The sequence below is a fragment of the Polynucleobacter asymbioticus QLW-P1DMWA-1 genome (genome assembly GCF_000016345.1).
Lineage (GTDB): Bacteria > Pseudomonadota > Gammaproteobacteria > Burkholderiales > Burkholderiaceae > Polynucleobacter > Polynucleobacter asymbioticus.
Genome location: NC_009379.1, coordinates 1,833,898 through 1,855,536, shown reverse-complemented (window position 1 = coordinate 1,855,536; position 21,639 = coordinate 1,833,898). Strand labels below are relative to the sequence as shown.

15 protein-coding genes are annotated in these 21,639 nt (G+C 46.1%); 6 read left to right on the top strand and 9 right to left on the bottom strand.

Features of this window, described 5'->3' with window-relative positions; genetic code table 11:
• Positions 1 to 3: 3 nt before the first annotated feature.
• The 3 genes from tldD to PNUC_RS09225 are packed head-to-tail and all read right to left on the bottom strand — an operon-like array spanning position 4 to position 6,507.
• On the bottom strand, positions 4 to 1,494 hold the full coding sequence (gene tldD, locus PNUC_RS09235) for a metalloprotease TldD (protein WP_011903614.1): 1,491 nt from the start codon (positions 1,492 to 1,494) through the stop codon (positions 4 to 6).
• 25 nt (positions 1,495 to 1,519) lie between these two features.
• A complete protein-coding gene (locus PNUC_RS09230; protein WP_011903613.1) occupies positions 1,520 to 2,353 on the bottom strand; it encodes a carbon-nitrogen hydrolase family protein in 834 nt (277 codons plus the stop codon).
• Positions 2,353 to 6,507: a YhdP family protein gene (locus PNUC_RS09225; RefSeq protein ID WP_011903612.1), complete on the bottom strand. Its 4,155-nt coding sequence runs from the start codon at positions 6,505 to 6,507 to the stop codon at positions 2,353 to 2,355. The genes PNUC_RS09230 and PNUC_RS09225 overlap by 1 nt, the downstream gene beginning before the upstream one ends.
• 76 nt (positions 6,508 to 6,583) lie before the next feature.
• On the opposite strand from PNUC_RS09225, the gene glnE reads away from it, so the two are divergent.
• Positions 6,584 to 9,397 carry a bifunctional [glutamate--ammonia ligase]-adenylyl-L-tyrosine phosphorylase/[glutamate--ammonia-ligase] adenylyltransferase gene (glnE, locus tag PNUC_RS09220; protein WP_011903611.1) on the top strand — a complete coding sequence of 938 codons (2,814 nt, stop codon included), beginning with the start codon at positions 6,584 to 6,586 and terminating at the stop codon, positions 9,395 to 9,397.
• On the opposite strand, the gene recN is transcribed toward glnE, so the two are convergent.
• Both recN and PNUC_RS09210 read right to left on the bottom strand, forming a co-directional pair.
• The gene (gene recN / locus PNUC_RS09215; RefSeq protein ID WP_011903610.1) at positions 9,394 to 11,064 is read right to left on the bottom strand and encodes a DNA repair protein RecN; all 1,671 of its coding nucleotides are present in this window, start codon (positions 11,062 to 11,064) and stop codon (positions 9,394 to 9,396) included. The genes glnE and recN overlap by 4 nt on opposite strands.
• A 26-nt stretch (positions 11,065 to 11,090) precedes the next feature.
• Positions 11,091 to 11,996: an NAD kinase gene (locus tag PNUC_RS09210; protein ID WP_011903609.1), complete on the bottom strand. Its 906-nt coding sequence runs from the start codon at positions 11,994 to 11,996 to the stop codon at positions 11,091 to 11,093.
• Between the two features lie 37 nt (positions 11,997 to 12,033).
• Between PNUC_RS09210 and hrcA the strand changes: the two genes are divergently transcribed.
• The 5 genes from hrcA (at position 12,034) to dnaJ (ending at position 18,132) form a co-directional block, all read left to right on the top strand.
• On the top strand, positions 12,034 to 13,044 hold the full coding sequence (gene hrcA, locus PNUC_RS09205; protein ID WP_011903608.1) for a heat-inducible transcriptional repressor HrcA: 1,011 nt from the start codon (positions 12,034 to 12,036) through the stop codon (positions 13,042 to 13,044).
• Between the two features lie 44 nt (positions 13,045 to 13,088).
• A complete protein-coding gene (gene hemH / locus PNUC_RS09200; protein WP_048812157.1) occupies positions 13,089 to 14,189 on the top strand; it encodes a ferrochelatase in 1,101 nt (366 codons plus the stop codon).
• 63 nt (positions 14,190 to 14,252) lie between these two features.
• Positions 14,253 to 14,807, top strand: coding sequence for a nucleotide exchange factor GrpE (grpE, locus tag PNUC_RS09195; protein WP_011903606.1), 555 nt, complete (start codon positions 14,253 to 14,255; stop codon positions 14,805 to 14,807).
• Positions 14,808 to 14,954: 147 nt separating this feature from the next.
• Positions 14,955 to 16,889 carry a molecular chaperone DnaK gene (dnaK, locus tag PNUC_RS09190; protein ID WP_011903605.1) on the top strand — a complete coding sequence of 645 codons (1,935 nt, stop codon included), beginning with the start codon at positions 14,955 to 14,957 and terminating at the stop codon, positions 16,887 to 16,889.
• A 100-nt stretch (positions 16,890 to 16,989) separates the two neighbouring features.
• The gene (gene dnaJ / locus PNUC_RS09185) at positions 16,990 to 18,132 is read left to right on the top strand and encodes a molecular chaperone DnaJ (RefSeq protein ID WP_011903604.1); all 1,143 of its coding nucleotides are present in this window, start codon (positions 16,990 to 16,992) and stop codon (positions 18,130 to 18,132) included.
• Positions 18,133 to 18,139: 7 nt separating this feature from the next.
• Here dnaJ and panB read toward each other — a convergent pair whose 3' ends face one another.
• From panB to PNUC_RS09165, 4 genes are read right to left on the bottom strand one after another with little or no spacing between them, the layout of a single operon-like run.
• Positions 18,140 to 18,958 (bottom strand): 3-methyl-2-oxobutanoate hydroxymethyltransferase, encoded by an 819-nt coding sequence (gene panB / locus PNUC_RS09180; protein ID WP_011903603.1) that lies wholly within the window; start codon positions 18,956 to 18,958, stop codon positions 18,140 to 18,142.
• A 17-nt stretch (positions 18,959 to 18,975) separates the two neighbouring features.
• The gene (folK, locus tag PNUC_RS09175) at positions 18,976 to 19,503 is read right to left on the bottom strand and encodes a 2-amino-4-hydroxy-6-hydroxymethyldihydropteridine diphosphokinase (RefSeq protein ID WP_011903602.1); all 528 of its coding nucleotides are present in this window, start codon (positions 19,501 to 19,503) and stop codon (positions 18,976 to 18,978) included.
• Positions 19,504 to 19,555: 52 nt separating this feature from the next.
• Positions 19,556 to 20,959: a polynucleotide adenylyltransferase PcnB gene (gene pcnB / locus PNUC_RS09170; RefSeq protein ID WP_011903601.1), complete on the bottom strand. Its 1,404-nt coding sequence runs from the start codon at positions 20,957 to 20,959 to the stop codon at positions 19,556 to 19,558.
• On the bottom strand, positions 20,956 to 21,636 hold the full coding sequence (locus tag PNUC_RS09165) for a histidinol-phosphatase (protein ID WP_011903600.1): 681 nt from the start codon (positions 21,634 to 21,636) through the stop codon (positions 20,956 to 20,958). Before PNUC_RS09165 ends, pcnB begins: the two co-directional genes overlap by 4 nt.
• Positions 21,637 to 21,639: the final 3 nt, after the last annotated feature.

The following is a 21,639-nucleotide window of genomic DNA, read 5'->3' as shown; positions in this document are numbered from 1 at the left end:
GTATCAGGCGGTACCCCCGACTGTCAGGCTATCAATCCGTAAAGTAGGCTGACCAACGCCGACAGGGACGCTTTGCCCTTCTTTGCCACAAACCCCAACGCCACCGTCTAATTTAAGGTCATTTCCGATCATAGAAACCTGTTTTAGGGACTCCGGACCACTTCCAATAATGGTTGCACCTTTAACGGGGTATTGGATTTTTCCATTTTCGACCCAATAGGCTTCGGATGCTGAAAAGACAAATTTGCCGCTGGTGATATCCACTTGACCACCACCGAAATTGACGGCATAAAGGCCGCGTTTGATGCTGGCTACAATTTCCTGGGGATCATCTTTGCCTGCCAGCATGTACGTATTGGTCATGCGGGGCATTGGTAGGGAGGCAAAACTTTCACGACGCCCATTTCCAGTTAAGGGCATATTCATCAAGCGTGCATTTAAGCTGTCTTGAATGTAGCCTTTGAGGATGCCATCCTCAATCAAGGTTGTGCATTGGGTGGGTGTTCCCTCATCATCAATATTGAGTGAGCCCCTGCGTCCCGAGAGTGTGCCGTCATCAACTACAGTGACCCCTTTGGCAGCCACCCGTTGCCCGATTCGACCGGCAAAGGCGGAGGAGCCTTTGCGATTGAAATCGCCTTCAAGGCCATGCCCAACCGCTTCATGCAATAGAACACCTGGCCAGCCTGGACCCATGACAACAGTCATTGGTCCAGCGGGTGCGGGGCGCGACTCTAGATTGACTAAGGCACCATCTACTGCTTCATCTACATAACGATTAATGAGTTCAGCATCAAAGTAAAGATAGTCATGACGAGCTCCGCCACCAGATGAGCCAGATTCACGCCGACCATTTTGCTCGGCAATCACATGTACCGAAACGCGCACCAGTGGGCGAATATCTGCAGCAAGAAGACCATCAGCTCTTGCCACTAAAACGACATCAAATTCTCCGGCAAGACTTGCCATGACTTGAATGATGCGAGGGTCACGTGCTTTTGCTCGACGCTCAATACTCTCGAGTAGAGCAATTTTTTCTTTAGGTTGCAAGGAGTCTAGAGGGTTGATATCAGAGTAGAGCTTATTGGATAGAGGATTAAATAACTTACTCGCCACTGCTTGCTTACCGCCTTCTGGGCCAATAACGCGCGTAGCTTTTGCGGCCTTGCTTAGTGCTTCTAAGTTGATTTCATCGGAGTAAGCAAAGGCGGTTTTATCGCCATAAATAGCTCTAACACCGACTCCTTGATCAATATTAAAACTACCTGATTTAACGATGCCCTCTTCTAGGCTCCAACTTTCGCTGCGAGTGTGCTGAAAATATAAATCTGCATCATCAAGGCGATGAGAAAACATATGGCCAAAGGTGTGGTGTAAATCTTGCTCGGATAGACCGGTAGGCTCAAGCAAGATGGATTTGGCTAATTTTATTAAGTCTGCCTGCTTTTTGGTTTTTGTCCAATTGGCTGGAAATAGTGCTTCGGGTGCATTCATGTGTATCGGCAGATCTTTCGAGGAATTAAAGTTTGCGATGAGCAAGGGCTGGTAACTGAGAGCGTACCTCGTTTAATTTATCTTTGCTTAAAACTCCAGAAATAAAGCCTTCACCTGCAGGTAAATCACCCAACACTGCACCCCAAGGATCAATCAGCATGCTATGTCCCCACGTGCGACGTTGATTAAGGTGTGTACCACCCTGTGCTGACGCCAAAACATAGCATTGATTTTCAATCGCTCTAGCCCTTAATAAAATTTCCCAATGGGCTTGGCCGGTCGTGTAGGTGAATGCTGCAGGAATGATGTGGCAGTCGACAATACCAAGTGCTCTATACAGCTCTGGAAATCGAAGGTCATAGCAAATGCTTAAACCAAAAGTCCACTCTTGACTATTAATGACCATCTTCAAAAGGCCCGGTGTAGTACCAGCCTCTATTGTTTCCGACTCTTGATAACGCTCTTTTGCAGTCTGAAATCCAAATAGATGAATTTTGTCGTAGCGACTAATAACTTGCCCATTTGGGTCATAGACTAGGGTGGTATTCAGAACTTTGGCCGTGTTTTGAGCTTCTAGTGGAATGGTTCCGGCAACTAAATGAATTTGATTGTCTTGGGCAAAGCCGGCTAGCTTTTCTTGAATTGGGCCGCTTCCAAAGATTTCACGTGCGCGCACTTTGTCTTGATCTTTTAAACCCATTAAACAAAAGTATTCTGGCAAGACAACTACTTGCGCCCCGTCTTGGGCCGCCTCTTGAATAAGGCTGCCTGCAACATTTAGATTTTCCTGAATATCAGGAGTCGATACCATTTGAATAGAGGCAATTTTGAGATCAAGTGAATTTTTTAAAGAGAGCATTAATTTAAGTTGTTAGATGAAGTGCCTTGGTTGTTTAGGGGTGCAGTATTTTGTGGTCTAGGAACATCTGGCCTATTTTGCTCTTTCAGCAACTCTTTATTGCGAATGCTTTCTAAAACCTTTTCATCAATTGGCTGACCTTTTTGGTCAAGGGCTATTACCTCTGGATTTTCCCATGAGCCTTGGACTAAATAGTCCGACTGCAGGCTGCGATTAATTTGCCCACTCACTAAATATTGCCCCACTAGAACACCCAATCCTACGATTGGATTAATAGCAAACGCAGCTAAGGAACCTGCAGTTGCATCAATGCTTGGGTAGATAGCGATACGTAAATCTTGAGTTTGTTTAGGGATGTTGATTTTTCCATTCATAGCTACCCTAGCTTGATCTAAATTCATGGTGAACTGAGTGGTATCGGCAATGCCATTGGCAATGTCAAAAGAGCTATCGATAGATTTAAAAGGCGTACCCTTAGTAACGATGTTGCCCAGCCCACCTTCGATATCCATTGTGGCAAATCTAAATAAGCTTTGAAGGCTAAGCACATCCAATATCTTTGCGCCACTCGAGTTAACTTCCAGTAGACGACCTTTTTCAAGATTGAGGCTTGCTTTGCCGGATAAGGTGTCATAGTTTGGCTGATATGGAGAGCCATCCCACTCCACAGTTGCATTCAGCTTGCCTTGCCCACCTTCAATCGATTTCTGAGGGCTCCAATGGGCTATTAGATGACCGGCATCTTTTATATCCATATCCACTTTTAGCGTGGTGTGATCTACTTCATTTTTAGTGCCACCAATCCATTGTCCGCTAGCAGTCGTGGAGGCTTGGGGATTACTTGTTTGCAATAGATCAACTTTAAAAATATTGTCACTAGTTTTAGACTTCAACTTGACTTGTCCAAGTTGCGCCTTTGACCATGAAAACTCATCAATAATGAGATCCATGCTCGGAATAGAATTGGGGCTCAATTTCGCTTTATTCATTACCACTTTTTGCTTGGAAGCAGTTTTCTCTGGCTCAGTATTTTCAGCGTCAGGGATTAAGAGGCGTGCAAGATGGCCGCCGACAAAACCACTGGGTTGTGCTTTGTTAGCCTGTTGATATTGCACTTGGCCACTGACTAGGGGTGAGTTCAGGCGAAAATTCCATGGACCGTTCTTGTTATTCACTGAGAGATTCACTTCGGGCCATACTCGATCTCCGAGAGTCAGTCTTTTTACTTGCGCTGTAATGAGTAGGTTACCTGGGCTAGTAATTTCGGTTTGAACAGAAGCATTTTTTTTGCTCTGATTATCTAAAAAATCATTCCAGGTATCTAGATTCAGCTCACTACTATTAATATTTAACTGAAACCCTTCTGGCGGCAAAATGGCAGGAGCCCCGATGCCTGCGGCATGACGTAATTTGCTGTCGTTGCCTAACTCACCCTCAAATGAATATAGGTCACCCAACTTACCGGACCAGCTAAAACGATTGACATTTACTTTTTCATCGGCGAAATCTTTGAGAGTCACTCGGCCTGATAGTGGCATACCCATGGGTTTATTTAGGGGCGCAGGTGCGGTGCTCGCCCAGTTGCGTAAATCAAATTTCAGATTTGTTTCGCTGTTCCCCTTGTTAAAGCTAACGGCACCTTCATACGTTGCTGAACCGCTCATACTCTGCAATACAGACGCGAGTTTTAAGTCTGCATCTTTTGCAAGGTAGTCCTTAAGGAAGCTAGCGGCTATGTCACCAGAAATATTAAAAGTGTTGTTATTTTTTGCTTCAGGTGCACTCGAGATTTTAAATGCACCCCCCATGAAGTTAGCGGTCACATCCTCAAATTCTGGATTTGTTTCAGTAATACGAACCCTTCCCTTGAGATTATCAAATGGCGGGGTATCTCCCCATTGAAGATGATTTCCTGGGAAATCTAGCTTGATATCCACTTTAGTATCAGCGTTTCCGGAAAGGGGAATATTGAGACCTAATAACATCTTTGTTGCCCCTGTTATCCGTAGATTTTTTTCAAGGTTATCTATTTTCTTCGCAATAGGCGAGGCAAATACATACTCCAGCATCTGCGGTGCCTCACCTTGCGCTGCGCCACTGACATTCAGGGGCATTTGTTTAGCACTCACGCTTGGAATGTCCGCATGAAAGTTACTTAAGGCAACTTGTTTGTAATTTCCTTTTCCAATATCTATGTCTAACTTTGCGTTTTGCATTGTGATGACACCATTAATATTGGTAAAGGTAGACCAGGTACCTTGATTGGCTGGGAGTAGAGGCATTGGAGTAAAGCTTGCTCCCACAATAGGGAGATTCAATGTGAACTGCCCACTATTGGGTGCAGAGAAAGGGACCCCATTCGGGTCACCTTGAATGTGTAACTCACCCTTTTCTATTGTTCCTGCAGTAAAGGCTTTGCTTAGGTAGGTCCTCGCTTCCTTATCCATTCCTACCGGGAGATATCGATAGGCACTGACTAAGTTTGCCTTGGAAAAATCCATGTCTAATGCCATGAAGTCTGGCTTCTTAGCATCCCCGATGATGTAGTTCAGTTTTAGGGTGGTGTTGATTTCAGGGTTGCTGAGCGCCAAACTCTTGGCGTTTACCACCCATTTACCTCGCTCTTTAGACCAGTTAATTTGACCTTTTGCACGATCTAAAGAAATTTTAGGATCATCCAAAAAGTCATTCATCTCTAATTCAAGATTGTTGGAATTTAATGAGAAACTTCCTTCGTTTTGATTGCCGCTTATAAATCCCGATAGATTGGAGACGCTAGGGATTGAGCTATTGATACCATCAAAACTTAAGTTAATTAATTTGGCGCTGATAGAAAAATCGAGTTTATTGGACTTAAACCAACCTCCTGGGATGTTGAGCGCTGATAGCGGGGACTTGCTCTCCGACCAGTGGATCTCGACATCCTCTAGTTCGCCATCTGCCTTGGAAGCTTTAATCCAGCCATGCACCTTTTTAGAGAGAGGTAGATTTTGAGCAAATAAAGCGACATCCTCTACAGATATCTTGGGTGAAGAAAATCCGAATTCCTTAATCTCTCCATCAGCTCCTGGTGACCGCCAACGAAAAGTCATCGGGCTTAAATGCTCTAGCGCTGCTGTTTTTGGGCTACCCAACTCACTCCATGCAAATGTTTTAGTGGAGATGGAGAGCAGGCCATCATTTGTTTCTTGGCTTAAGTTTGTTTCCAATCTACCCAAGGCAATCGCCTCGGTATCTTTGGAGGTTTGGATAATCAGTTGGTCTGCGGCAACGTAAAACTCTCCACCGTCAGGGTGGCCATTGTCGATTTTGAGTTGGCCATTACTGCTGAGTATTCCCTCAAGCGTCGTCAGGTTGATGCTAAATTGCTGAGAAATTTGTTTCAGATCAAGATCGCTTAGGTTCCAGTAAATAGTGCCGATCCAGTCGCGCCAATTGCCTGCTTGCCCTGCAAGGTGAGGAACAAAACTGACCTTCATCTCTGCTGGACCATTTGCCCAAGGAGTATTTAGGCGAATAGAACCTTCATGTTTGCGAATACCATTGTCTAGAGATAGACTCACAATTTCTACAGAGGTGATAGGTCTCTTATTCTTCTGATCATCCCAAAATAGTTTGGCATTATTTACTTCAATAGAATTTTGTGAGAATAGCCAATTTTCAGCTGAGAAATCATTTGAATTTGAATCGATTGAAATTCCGGCAATACTAATTGCTCCATTGTTATTACGCTGCGCATAAATTTCAGCGCCTTCAAAATGAAGATCGCGAAAGTAGGGTGCTAGGTGATAAAAAGATTTCCAGCTTAATTCCCCATAAATTTTGTTTATCAGCAATAAAGGTTTTGATTTTTCTGCGCTATTAAAGCGAAGTCCTTCTATTTCAAAATTAGGCCAAAGCCCAGTCCATGCCACTTGAAGTTTGTCGATTGATACTTCTGCACCAATGCGGGCACCAATAATTTTTTCGACGGATGCTTTGGATTTTTCAAGTTGCGGCCAAAGTACATAACGCACTCCCAAGTGACCTATCACCAAAAGTGCGCAGACAAGCCCAATCAAAATCAGAATGCGTTTGAGCCAGGCTTTGCCCAACCCTGGGGGACGTTTTGTAAGAACGCGCTTAAGGCGGGGTGGAATGATGTTTTGAAGCATGGCCTCTATTATCCGTCAGGCTCAACTTGATCTCCAAGCCTCAGGAAGTCAATTTATTCGGTATTAAGATGGGGGGATGGATGATTTTTATAAGCAAATTGAGTTTTTAGAGTGCCACTCTAATTACGCCCGCCGTTGGCTCCATGCCAAGCCCGAGTGGATCAATTGGTTAAAAATTCATGGCCCTCAAAAAATTGATTGGCATGGTATTCGTAGTTTGCTTGATGCCTATCGCTTAGATGATCTGGCGTCTGGTGATCAAGAAGCCCTATTCATGGCTAATTTGCGCCTCGCACGACAACAATTAATGCTGTGGATTGCTTTTCGTGACCTCAATGGCATGGCTAGCTTGGACGAGGTCACTCGTAGCCTCAGTCATTTTGCAGAGCTTGCAGTTGCTGGCTCTATTGCCTTTATCCGCGTAGATCTTGAGGCTCGTTTTGGACTACCTTGGAGTTCTAGTACCAATGCGGAAATGCCGTTGATGGTGGTGGGAATGGGTAAGTTGGGCGGCTTCGAGTTGAATTTATCGTCCGATATTGATTTGATATTTTTGTATGAGCACGAGGGTGAGACACGAGGCGGTCCAAAAACCCTATCAAACCATGAGTGGTTTACTCGCATGGGTAAGCGCTTAATTAAGTTGCTTGCTGAACACGAAACCAATGGCTTTGTTTTTCGGGTGGATATGCGACTCCGTCCGAATGGCGATTCTGGTCCCTTGGTATGCAGCTTGGATATGCTTGAAGAATACCTTTTAGTGCAGGGTAGAGAATGGGAGCGCTACGCATGGATTAAAGGGCGTTTGATTTCTCCGCTACCGGGCTCGCATGATTACAACCACTGCGAAAAGGTATTGGAGCAATTAATCCGCCCATTTGTATATCGCCGCCATTTGGATTATGGCGTGATTGCGTCGATTCGGGATTTGCACGCACAAATTCAGCGGGAAGCGGAGAAGCGGTCGTCCGCTCATCTTGGTCGGTCAAATGATATCAAGTTGGGGCGTGGCGGTATTCGGGAAATCGAATTCTTGGCGCAAATGTTCCAGCTCATGCGTGGCGGTACAGATCCTCGTTTTAGGGTGCGACCAACGCTTGAGGTACTCAACTTAATTGAGCGGCGTGGAATATTGCCTAAAGAAGAGGTTCATGCCTTACAAGAGGCCTATGTCTTTTTAAGGCATCTTGAGCACCGCATTCAGGTTTGGGATGATCAGCAGACCCATTATCTGCCAGAGGATCCAGAGATACGCTCTCGTTTGGCCACCTCTATGGCCCCGGGAAAATCTTTGGAAGATCAAACATCGTTTTTGAAAGAGCTAGAGCGGCATCAAAACAATGTAGCCCGTCTTTTCGAAAAAGCATTTTTATTGGATGAAGATGCGCGCCTCGATCTTGCTCCCTTAGATCAAGATTGGCAGCCAGATGCCCAGCTATTTCCAGAGTCTCTATCGCGCTGGCAGGCCTGGATTGCAAGCCCTAAAGCGAAGTTATTGCCAGAAAAGAGTCGGCTGATCTGTGACAATTTGATGCGTAGTGCTGCAGACATTTTGATGGCAGATGATCATTCTTCTTCATTAGACCAAACCTTATTACGTTTTTTTGACTTGCTAGAAGCTATTGCGAGACGCAGTGCCTACTTATCCATATTGGCGGAGTATCCCCGCGCGCTCTTTAATGTCCTCGCCTTGCTCCAAGCATCTCAATGGGGGGCTCAATACCTTACCCTGCACCCCCATTTACTCGACTATTTATTGAACTCGCATACAGAAAGAACTTTGATAGAAAGCCCTGCAGAGTATTGGCGAGAAGTTCAGTCAAACTTGAACATACGCTTAGATGATGTCATGGCTGAAGGTGATGGCTCTGAGCAGGCTATGGATATCTTGCGGGTAACGCATCACACTGAAACATTTATTACCTTGCTCGCGGATTTGGGTATTGGTGTTGACAAGGCTTTACCAGTGGAGAAGGTGAGTGATCATTTATCTGCCTTAGCCGACCTCATTGTGCAAACTACTTTTGAGCGTGTATGGCCTAGCGTAGCTCTAAAGTGCGGACTTCCCCAAGATACTGATCCTCCCTTTGCAGTGATCGCATATGGGAAGTTGGGTGGCAAAGAATTAGGCTATGCCTCTGATTTAGATTTGGTGTTTTTATATCAATCAGGTGAGAGTGATTATGTTGCTCAAGAGGCATATGCCTTGTTAGCCAAACGCATGATTAACTGGTTAACGACATTTACATCGACAGGTAGTTTGTTCGAGATTGATACCCGACTTCGTCCTAATGGGTCAGCCGGCTTTTTGGTAACCAATGCGGAAGCATTTAGGAAATATCAATTGCGGGAAGGTGATAACGCAGCATGGGTTTGGGAGCATCAAGCTTTAACGCGTGCCCGGTATTCAGCTGGTAATCCTGAAGTAGGTCGGGCTTTTGATCAAGTGCGAGCCGAAGTATTAAGCCAGCCACGAGATATTGATGTACTAAGGACTGAGATTTTGGAAATGCGCCGTAAGGTACATGAGGGACATCCCAATCCTAGCGAGGGTTTTGATTTAAAGCATGATTCAGGCGGCATGGTTGATATTGAATTTATGGTGCAGTTTTTGGTGCTCGCCTATGCGCATCAATATTCTCAGTTAATTGGCAACCTTGGAAATATTGCCTTACTACAAATAGCTGGAGAACTGCGGTTAATTGAAAAAGCAGCCGCCCAACAAGTTGGTGATGCTTATCGCTTATTGAGATTACGCCAGCATCGATTGCGTTTAGACGGTGTCGATAAAACCCGTATACATTTGATCGGGGAGTCTGAGTTAGCAGCCGCTAGAAATTCTGTACTAAGTTTGTGGAATGATATTTTCCACGCACCCTCTAATCTCTAATCTTGTTCTAGTAGTTCTCGAGCGTGACGTCTAGTGGTATCGGTGATGGTGGCCCCACCAAGCATGCGAGCAACTTCTTCCACTCGCTCAACCCTGCCCAGGGCTTGAACTTGAGAAATAGTTTTATCACCATTTTGGGACTTGCTTACTTTTAAATGGTGATTACCTTGAGCAGCCACTTGAGGTAAATGGGTGACACAAAGAATTTGATGGGATCGACCCAATTGGTTTAGTAGTTTGCCAACCGTCTCGGCCACAGCGCCACCAATACCAGCATCTACTTCATCAAATATTAAGGTGGGGGTAAATGAGGCTTTGCTGGTAATCACGCTAATTGCCAGGCTAATGCGCGCTAATTCGCCGCCTGATGCTACCTTTGCTAAAGGGCGTGGGGTGCTACCAATATGACCGGCTACCAAAAATTCGATTTGTTCTAAACCAAAAGAGCCACCTTCCGCCAGTGGAGTCAGGGCAATCTCAAGTCGTCCGCCTGCCATGGAGAGATTCTGCATCGCATCGGTAACTAATCCCCCTAATTCTTTTGCAGCTTGACTTCGTTTTTGAGAGAGCTGCTTGCCTAGCTTTAAATAAGCCACCTCTTCTTGTTTGACTTTTTCGCGCAGGGTTTCAATATTTTGTGAGGCTGTCAAAGCCTCTAAACGCTCTGCTGTGTCAGATAGCAAGGTAGGTAAGTGATCTACTTCTGAACGATATTTTTTAGCAGCGCCATATAAAGCTTGCATGCGTTCCTCTACTTGCTCGAGGCGCGCGGGATCTAAATCAATTTTTTGTAAATAGCGATTTAACCCATGAATAGCTTCATCCAATTGAATTTGTGCGCTCTCCAATGATTCGCTAATATCAGCTAAGGCTGGATCATGCGCCGCCAATGCGCCAATATTGCCGCAAACCTTCGATAGAGTTGATTCCAATGAGTTATCGGCATCACTCAAGATTTCGATGGCTTCCTGGCAGCCCCCAATCAATTTGGCGCCATTAGCTAGGCGATCATGTTCGCTTTGGATGGTTGCCCATTCACCACTTTGTGGTGCTAAAGCATTGAGTTCTTCAAGTTGCCATTCTAGGCGCTCACGTTCGCGCTCAATATCTTGACCGGCATTTTCTGCTTGCGTTAAGCGCCGACGGGAGTCATTCAGGGTTTTGAAGGCCTGGGCTACCTCGGAAGCCAAAGGTAGAAGTCCTGCATGACGATCGAGTAATTCACGTTGCGCGCCTCCTTTGAGGAGTAGTTGATGGGCATGCTGCCCATGTATATCAACTAGCTGATCGCCTGCCTCACGCAGTTGAGCCAAGGTCGCAACGCTACCATTAATGAACGCACGACTTCGACCATTACTTTCAACGGTTCTCTTAAGCAGCAGGCTTTGTCCGCCATCTTCAACTGGGAAGCCTTGCTCATCGAGCCATTGGCTAAAGTGGCTGAGCTGTTCGGGGTTAATCTGAAACAGGGCTGATATTTCTGCGCGAGTACTGCCTTCACGAATCTGGCTACTATCAGCACGTTCTCCCAATACGAGACTAAGAGCGTCAAGCAGAATAGACTTTCCAGCACCAGTTTCGCCAGTAAGCACGGTAAAGCCGCTGGAAAAATCTAGCTCAAGTTGGTCAACAATGACGAAATCACGAAGTGAGATGGTTTGAAGCATGTATTAGCGTAGCAAAGAACTCGACATCAGAATGTCGATGGGTATTCATTCCAATGCAACTTCTCGCGCAAAGTTTTGTAGTCACTGTGATTGTTAGGATGAAGCAGGGCAATCGTTTTATCAGATTGACGTACCTCAATTTTGTCACCAGCCTGCAACTCTGTTTGAGATTGCATATCAAAATTAACAATCACCTCAAGTCCATTTACCACTTCAATCACGGTAACGCTATCTTGTGGCAGCACAATGGGGCGATTAGAAAGTGAGTGCGGCGCAATCGGTACAAGCAAGATACCAGCGACATGAGGATGCAAAATGGGGCCACCGGCGGACAGTGCGTAGGCCGTTGATCCGGTGGGTGTGGACACAATCAAGCCATCGGAGCGCTGGTTGTACATGAAAGATCCATTGACGTGTACTGCCAGCTCAACCATTCCGGAAATTCCGGAGCGATTAACAACGACATCATTGAGCGCTAGTGCACGATTAATTTCTTTTCCATCGCGCATCACCACCGCATCGAGCAAGGTGCGCGTATCCGCCTCGTATTCACCCGCAATAATTTTAGGCAAGATGCTCTGTACTGATTGAATCGGAATATCGGTCATATAACCTAGACGGCCCATATTGATTCCGACTAAGGGAACATTGCTGCCCGCCAATTGACGGCCGATACCCAGCATCGTGCCATCACCTCCCAAAACGACAACTAGGTCAATCGTGCCCGCAAAGTCATCTGCAGTTTTCGTAGGGTAGTTGGCTAGCTTGAAGTGGCTTGCTGTTGCAGCCTCAATAAATACCTCGCAACCCAGGCCTGACACCAGCTTAGCTAGATCTTGGAGATGCTCCACAATGCCATCAGCCTGAAATTTGCCGACGAGCGCCACCCGGCTAAAGGCCTTCTTGGTGGAATTTGAGGATGGGCTTAACATATAACGATTAAACCATAGGCATAAAATCCCTTCCACCATGGATGAACGTTCCCGCGCCCTACTAAAAACCCTCATCGAGCGCTATATCGAAGAGGGACAGCCTATTGGCTCGCGCACATTGTCCAGATTTTCAGGTTTAGACCTCTCAGCGGCCACCATTCGCAATGTCATGGCTGATCTAGAGGATATGGGTCTAGTAACAAGTCCACACACCTCAGCAGGCCGTATTCCCACTCCTCGGGGCTATCGTTTGTTTGTCGACACCATGGTGACGGTTCGCCCTTTGGAAGAAATGGCAGCTCGCGAGGTTGAAAAAGGTCTTTTGCCGGACTCTCCGCAGCGTGTTTTGAATTCAGCCGCCCAGATTTTGTCGAACCTCACTCATTTTGCTGGTGTTGTGATGACCCCCAAGCGTGCGCAAGTGTTTAAACATATTGAATTTTTGCGTCTAGGCGAAGGCAAGATTTTGCTCATTATGGTTACCCCAGAGGGTGATGTTCAAAATCGCATCCTTCCTACTACTCAGGATTACACGCCTAGTCAGCTGATAGAGGCCGGCAATTTTATTAATACTCAGTTTGCTGGTAAAAGTTTTGAGCAAGTACGTTTACACCTCAAATCCGATTTAGATAATTTACGTGCAGATATTTCTGGCCTCATGGCATTAGCCCTGCAGAGCGGTGTAGCGGATTACGACATGGGGCGTGGTGATATGGTGCTCTCTGGAGAACGTCGCTTATTAAACGTAGGTGATTTAAGTTCTAATTTAGATAAGCTGCGCAAAATGTTTGACATGTTGGAGCAAAAGTCAGTCCTGATGCAATTGCTAGACGTATCAAGTCATGCGGATGGAATTCAGATTTTTATTGGCGGCGAGAGTGACTTATTGCCTTATGAGGATTTGGCTGTCATCAGCGCCCCATATAGCGTCGATGGCCAGATAGTCGGAACGCTGGGAGTGATTGGTCCTACTAGGATGGCCTACGATCGCGTTATTCCGATTGTTGATATCACTTCCAAATTGTTGTCTGGCGTTTTGAGTTCTTAAAGTATTCATTAGTAAAAATAAATAAAACCATTTACTCGAGAGACATCACCTTGAATCAAAACCCCCACTTACGCACTAGTAAAACTGCAATCCTGTTGTTGAATTTAGGTACACCATCTGCACCAACACCTAAGGCGGTTAGAGCTTACTTGAAAGAATTTCTTTCCGATCCGCGCGTTGTAGAAATTCCACGCATTATTTGGTGGTGCATTTTGAATGGGATTATTTTACCTATTCGTAGTGGTGCCTCCGCCAAGAAGTACGCCTCTATTTGGTTGCCTAAGCTAGGCTCACCATTGATGCACTACTCTCGTTTACAAGCTAAAGAGTTGGGTGAGAAATTTAGCCAACAAGGCCACACTGTTTTGGTGGACTTAGCCATGCGCTATGGTCAGCCCTCAACCCAAGAGGCGCTCAACGGTCTTAAGGCACAAGGGATGGAGCGTTTACTGGTTTTGCCTTTGTATCCCCAGTATTCAGCAACCACCACCGCCTCTAGCTTTGATGAAGTCTTTCGTGTTTTGGGTACTTGGCGCGATCAACCTGAGTTGCGATTAGTGAAGCACTATCACGACAACCCTGCTTACATTGCCGCTCTACGTGATCAAGTATTAAGCAGTTGGGATAAAAATGGACGGCCCGATTTTGCTAAGGGTGATCGCTTTGTGATGTCTTTTCATGGCCTACCTAAGCGCAATTTGATGAAGGGTGATCCATACCACTGCGAATGTTTAAAGACAGGCCGCCTGCTTGGTGAATCTCTTGGCTTAGAGCCTGGGCAATACATTGTTACTTTCCAATCTCGTTTTGGTAAAGCGGAATGGCTCAAACCCTACACTGCATCAACCATTGAAAAATTAGCAAAAGAGGGTTGTCAGCGCATGGATATTTTTTGCCCTGGATTCCCAGCAGATTGCCTAGAAACACTCGAAGAGATCGCCATGGAAGCGTGCGAAACCTTTCTGGAGCATGGCGGTAAGGACTATCGTTATATCCCCTGCTTAAACAGTAACCCCCAGTGGATAGAGGCTCTAAGCGATATTGCGCATGATCATCTCCATGGTTGGCCCTTGGGAGTAGAGTCTGAATCTGATTTAGCCAAGCGCAATGAAAGGGCTGAGCTAGTTGAGAGAACAAAGTCTTGAAATTGAATTGATTGACCCCATATTGCTAAGTAACCATCTTTAAAGAAAAGTAAAATAGCGTCCATGACACAAGAAAATCAAAATCCACCCCCAGAGCAAGAAGATGTCGCTGCTGATCCTCAGGTAAATGAAGCTGCTGCTTCTGAGCCGGCTGCTGTCAAAACTCCAGAACAAGAGATAGCTGATCTCAATCAACAGATTGGTGAGTTGCAGGATAACTTTTTGCGCGCAAAAGCCGAGGGTGAAAATATTCGCCGCCGGGCTGTTGAGGACATTGCAAAAGCGCACAAGTTTGCCATTGAAAGTTTTGCAGAGCACTTGGTACCAGTGACCGATAGTCTTTATGCAGCATTAAGTACAGATGCTGGCGACGCTAAAGCCTTCAAAGAGGGTCTAGAGATTACTTTAAAGCAACTGCTATCTGCGTTTGAAAAAGGTCGCATGACAGAAATTAATCCTGCGGTAGGGGATAAATTTGATCCTCACCACCACCAGGCCATTGCTTCGGTTCCTTCTGAGCAAGACCCCAATACCGTGGTTTCAGTCTTGCAGCGGGGCTATACCGTTGCAGATCGGGTGCTCAGACCTGCTTTAGTGACCGTTAGCGCCCCTAAATAAGGCTTAAATCTCCAAAAAAGCATAAAAAAGGCAGTTTTTCTGCCTTTTTTGCTATTTCGCCCCTTGAATTACCCTTTTTAGACCCCATTTAATGGGTATCGAAATATTCATTAGTACAACAAAACAACTTAATTTTTTGGAGCAATTATGGGAAAGATTATCGGAATTGACTTAGGAACCACAAATTCATGTGTTTCAGTCGTTGAAAACAATGCACCTAAAGTTGTTGAGAACGCCGAAGGCGGTCGCACAACTCCATCAATCATCGCTTACGTTGAAGATGGCGAAGTGTTGGTTGGCGCCCCTGCAAAGCGTCAATCAGTAACAAATCCTAAAAACACAATTTACGCAGTCAAGCGTTTGATGGGCCGTAAATTTACTGATCCAGAGGTGCAAAAAGATATTGGCCTCATGCCTTATTCAATTATTGCTGCTGATAATGGCGATGCTTGGGTTGAAGCGCGTGATAGAAAAATGGCACCCCAGCAAGTTTCCGCAGAAATATTACGTAAGATGAAAAAAACTGCTGAAGACTATCTCGGTGAAGAGGTGACAGAAGCCGTGATTACTGTTCCTGCCTACTTCAATGACAGCCAACGTCAAGCTACTAAAGACGCTGGCCGTATCGCTGGCTTGGATGTTAAGCGCATCATCAACGAGCCAACCGCTGCTGCATTGGCGTTCGGCTTGGATAAACAAGACAAAGTGGATCGCAAGATCGCTGTATACGACTTAGGCGGCGGTACATTCGACGTTTCTATCATTGAAATTGCTAACGTTGACGGTGAGAAGCAATTTGAAGTGCTCTCCACTAATGGCGATACATTCTTGGGTGGCGAAGACTTTGACCAACGCATCATCGATTGGATCATTGCTGAGTTCAAGAAAGAACAGGGCGTTGATTTGAGTAAAGATGTATTGGCCTTGCAGCGTTTAAAAGATGCTGCTGAAAAAGCCAAGATTGAATTGTCCTCTGCACAGCAAACGGAAATCAATTTGCCATACGTGACAGCTGATGCTAGCGGTCCTAAGCACTTGAATTTGAAATTGACTCGTGCCAAGTTGGAGTCTTTGGTAGAGGAATTGATCAACCGTACCGCTGGTCCTTGCTTAACTGCCATCAAAGATGCCGGCGTCAATGTTTCTGAAATTGATGACGTGATCTTGGTTGGTGGTCAAACCCGTATGCCTGCTGTTCAGGACAAGGTAAAAGAAATTTTCGGTAAAGAGCCGCGCAAAGACGTTAACCCAGATGAAGCTGTTGCTGTTGGCGCTGCAATTCAGGGTTCTGTATTGTCTGGTGATCGTAAAGACGTATTGCTCTTAGATGTTACCCCCTTGTCATTGGGTATCGAAACTCTTGGTGGCGTCATGACCAAGATGATTCCTAAGAACACGACGATTCCTACTAAGCATTCTCAGGTTTACTCTACTGCGGAAGATAACCAGCCTGCTGTAACTATTAAGTGCTTCCAAGGTGAACGCGAGATGGCCGCTGCAAACAAGTTGCTTGGTGAATTTAACCTCGAAGGTATCGCTCCTGCACAACGCGGTATGCCACAAATTGAAGTGACTTTTGATATTGATGCTAACGGTATTTTGCATGTCACCGCAAAAGACAAAACGACTGGCAAAGAGAACAAAATCACCATCAAGGCAAACTCTGGTTTGACTGAAGAAGAGATTCAACGCATGGTGAAAGATGCTGAAGCCAATGCTGCTGAAGATAAGAAAGCGCTTGAGCTGGTAACAGCACGCAATACCGCTGATGCCTTGGCTCACTCAACCAAGAAAGCTTTGGAAGAGCATGGTGCTAGCTTAGAAGCTTCAGAAAAAGAAGCGATCGAAGCAGCTCTCAAGGAATTGGATGAAGCTATCAAGGGCAGCGATAAAGAGGCCATTGAAGCGAAGACCGAAGCTTTGGGTAAAGCTAGCCAGAAGTTGGGCGAGAAGGTCATGGCTGCTGAGCAAGCTAAATCTGGCGGTGCCGCACCTGGTGCAGCTCCTGGTGGCGCACAGCAAGCAGCTCCTGATGCTGATGTTGTTGACGCTGATTTCAAAGAGGTTGATGACAAGAAGTAACTCTGAAATCAGACATTCATTAACGTAGTTTTAATGTACTTAAATAACAAGTCGGCCTCGTGCCGACTTGTGTCATTCAGGTTGTTGAGAGGAATAGGCCGTGCCTAAAAGTAAACGCGATTTTTATGAAGTGCTTGGTGTAGCAAAAGGTGCCAGCGACGAAGAACTTAAAAAAGCCTATCGTAAGTTGGCAATGAAGCATCATCCTGATCGCAACCCAGATAGCAAAACATCTGAAGCTCAATTTAAAGAAGTCAAGGAAGCCTACGAAACTTTAACTGATCCCAATAAGCGCGCTGCGTATGACCAATATGGCCATGCTGGCGTTGATCCCTCTATGGGCGGTGGCTTTGGCGGTGGAGGATTTGGTGGCGGCGGTGGCTTTGCCGATGCCTTCGGAGATATCTTTGGCGATATTTTTGGTCAAGGTGGCGGTGGCCGTCATTCTGGCCCGCAAGTCTACAAAGGTTCTGACTTGCGTTACAACATGGATATTTCCCTTGAGCAAGCGGCTGAAGGCTATACAACCCAAATTCGTGTGCCAAGCTGGAGTAATTGCAAACCGTGTCATGGCAGTGGTGCTGAGCCGGGTAGCAAAGCTGAGAGATGCTCCACTTGCGATGGTCACGGTCAAGTTCGCGTGCAGCAAGGTTTCTTCTCCATGCAGCAAACTTGCCCTAAGTGCCGCGGCACTGGTGAGTACATACCAAAGCCATGCAAAACCTGTCACGGCACTGGTAAACATAAAGAACAAAAAACGCTTGAAATCAAAATCCCTGCTGGAATTGATGATGGTATGCGCGTGCGCTCAGTGGGTAATGGTGAACCAGGCCTCAATGGCGGACCATCTGGTGACCTCTATGTAGAGGTGCGTGTTAAGCCACATAAAGTATTTGAGCGTGATGGCAGCGATTTACATGTGCAGATGCCAATCTCATTCGCGACTGCCACTATTGGTGGTGAAATTGAAGTGCCAACTCTATCTGGACGTGTGGAGTTTCCAATTCCTGAGGGCACTCAAACTGGAAAGACTTTCCGCTTGCGCAATAAAGGCATCAAAGGTCTGCGTTCGACTATGGTGGGTGATCTATTTGTGCACGTTATGGTTGAGACCCCAGTGAAATTGACTGAAGAGCAGAAAAAACTACTTCACAAATTTGATGAGAGCTTGAAATCCGGAGGCGATAAACACAGCCCTCAACAAAAAGGCTGGTTTGATGGCGTAAAGAGTTTCTTTAGTTAAAGATTAACTAGCCTGCGAAGCCGTATTCGGGGCTAGGAAACTTACCAGCTTTCACTTCACGCACATAAGCCTTGATGGCTGCCTCGACTGAGTGGTGGCCATCCATAAAGTTTTTAACAAACTTCGGCGGTTTACCGGGGCTGATGCCCAGCATGTCCTGCAGCACTAGAACCTGGCCAGAGCAGTCTGGCCCAGCGCCAATGCCAATCGTAGGAATATGAAGTTCGGCGGTGATTTTTTCACCGAGTGAAGATGGGATCGCTTCAAGAACAGTCATTTGAGCGCCGGCCTCTTGGCATGCAAGTGCTTGTTCAAGCATCAGGGTGGCGGTATCTTTTGATTTGCCTTGAACTTTGTATCCCCCGAGCACATGAACTGATTGAGGTAGTAAACCTAAGTGCGCACACACGGGAACACTTCGCTCTACTAAATATCGAATGACGTCTACTTGCCAGTCTCCACCACCTTCAAGCTTGACCATATCAGCGCCAGCGCGCATGAGTAAGGCGGCAGAATCTAATGCTTGGATGGGGTCGCCATAACTCGCAAATGGCAAGTCAGAAATCAAAAATGCATGGCTATTAGCGCGCGCTACACACTCTGTGTGATAAACCATTTGCTCGACAGTAACCGGCGTAGTACTGGAGTGACCTTGAATGACGTTGCCAAGCGAATCGCCAATCAAGATAGTTTCCACTCCACAACGATTGAGTAATGCAGACATGGTGGAATCGTATGCGGTGAGCATCGAAATCTTTTCACCCTCAGCGTGCATTGCGAGGAGCTTAGTGATTGTGATTGGCTTTTCGCCTTGTAAGTAACCCATGGCGAGAGTTTAATGAATTAATGCGTCGTTTGGCTATAAACGTCTTTTTCCCCGCAATTACAGTTACGGCAGGGTAGTTTTTCGATTCTTTGGTTCGCCACTTTTGGTAAATAGGCTTTGAGCTCGCCTAAATGGGGGAGGAAAAAATCAGGGGCAATCTCCAGTAAAGGAAGTAGCACAAAGGAGCGCTCAATAATCCTTGGGTGGGGTAGTGTTAACTGCGTCTCATTTTGATTGATGCCTTCAAAATGCAAAATATCCAGATCTAGGGTGCGCGGTGCATTCAGATAAGGACGCTCTCGGCCAAACTCTTGTTCGATCGATTGGCAGACATGTAATAACCCGTAAGGTGAGAGTTGAGTATCAATTTCGATAACAGCGTTAATGTAGTCGCCGCCAGTAGCCTCCACTGGAGCGCTTTGATAAAAACAACTTTTAGCTAGGATTTGTAATTCTGAGCGCAAAGCCAAGCAGACAATCGCGTCAGTAATGAGCTGACGTGTGTCACCGATATTGCCACCAAATCCGATATAAGCCCGTGCCATAGGTTTCCAAACTGAAGATAAAACTACTTTACCGAAATTTCTTCAAGTCTGCTTAGCTTGGTGCACCTTCTGAGGGCGCTGCCGATTTCGGCTTTCTTCGTCTCCGCCTTTTAGCCGGTGAGCCCGCTGGATTACCTGTCTCATTTTTAGCGCTTAGCATTAGGGCGTCTTGCCCGTCTGGATCGGCAGCAATAAAGCTTGTCCACCATTCGCCAAGCGCGGGATGTTGTTCTCCGGTCGCACAGCGCAAGAGCATGAAGTCATAACCCGCTCTAAATCGTGGCGATTCAATCAGGCGATATGGGTAGCGACCCACGCGTTTCTCAAAACGGGGCTGCATAGACCAGATTTCTCGCATATCACTCTCAAAGCGACGCTGGATAGTCATTCCCTCGCTTTGCGTGGCGATGGTGTCGTCCATTGCATCATGCAGGGCTGGAATATTAGACATCCCTTTGGCTATATTGGCTTTCCAGTTCTTTAGTAGATCAGGCCATAGCAATGTGGCAAATAAGAATCCTGCAGATACGCTTTTGCCGGACTGAATACGCTGATCAGTATTGGCCAAGGCCAGTTTTACAAAATCATTGGCCCCTTTGGAATCTGCCCCACTGTCCAGGATGTGATCTAACAGAGGTAGTAAGCCGTGATGAAGGCCGGCATCTCTTAAGCCTTGAATAGCCGCCCAAGAATAGCCTGACATCAGGAGCTTCAGAATCTCATCAAAAAGTCTGGCTGAAGGTACGTCATGTAATAGCGTGCCCAGTTTGGCGATTGGGCTGCGTGTATTAGGATCTAAAGCAAAGCCCGTTTTGGCAGCAAAGCGAATTGCGCGCAACATGCGAATAGGATCTTCACGATAGCGTTTAGCTGGGTCGCCAATCATGCGCAAAGTTTTCTTTTGCATATCGGCCATACCGCCGTGATAGTCCAATACCGTTTCAGTACTTGGGTCGTAATACATTGCGTTGATTGTGAAATCGCGACGTGCAGCATCTTCACCTTGCGAGCCCCAGACGTTATCGCGCAATATGCGACCACTTTCTGCTACGTGATCTCCGGCGTTATCCAATAGGGCTCTAAAAGTAGAAACTTCAATAATCTCGGGATGACCTTTACCAAAAAAGGTCACGTGCACAATCTGAAAGCGACGACCAATCAAGCGTGCTTTACGAAATAATCTTTGGACTTGTTCAGGCGTAGCATTGGTGGCCACATCAAAATCTTTTGGCTCAATACCCAGTACGAGATCACGCACAGCGCCGCCAACAATAAAGGCTTCATAGCCAGCCTGTTGCAGGGTATGAGTGACTTTAACTGCGTTTTTAGAAAGCAGGTGTGGATCAATGCGGTGAGATTTTTTTTGGATGCGTTTTGGAGCGCTTGAGTCATGCGTTTGCGAATGCTTGACCATTGGGTCACGACGCAAAATACGTTTAATAAATTTAGTAATCATGCAAATAGCTCGAGAATAGGCCAGTTGCGTAGGCGCGCTTCATTGCGAAGCCGGTCATCTGGATTGGTGGCGACTGGATGGCTTACTTGCTCAAGCAGCGGCAAGTCATTCATAGAGTCGGAATAAAAATAACTGCGCGGTAAGGTATCTAGATTTAATTTTTGCTTGGCTAGCCAAGCCTGAAGGTTCTGAATCTTGCCTTCGCGAAAATTGGGGATGCCCTGAACTTCGCCGGTGTAATTGGCTAAGGGATTATTTTCTTGGGTGGCAGGCTCGGTCGCAATGAGGTGTTCAATGCCAAAGCTTTCTACGATGGGGCGCGTGACAAAGCTATTAGTTGCTGTGATGACGCAACATAAGTCACCTGCATCTTGGTGGCGCTTTACTAAATCTAGCGCTTGTTCACGCAATTGACCATTGATTACTTCATCCATAAATGCGTCATGCCATTCTTTGAGTTGTTCTCGAGAATGCTCTGAGAGAGGCTTTAAAGCAAAACGTAAAAATTCATGAATATCGAGCTTACCTTCTTTGTAGTCCTGATAAAAACGTTCGTTTTGACGAGCATAGTATTCGCTATCGACGACACCGATGCGAGCCAAAAATTGGCCCCACTCGTAATCACTATCGCAGGGTAGAAGAGTATGGTCTAAATCGAAAAGAGCTAACTGGGTCACGAA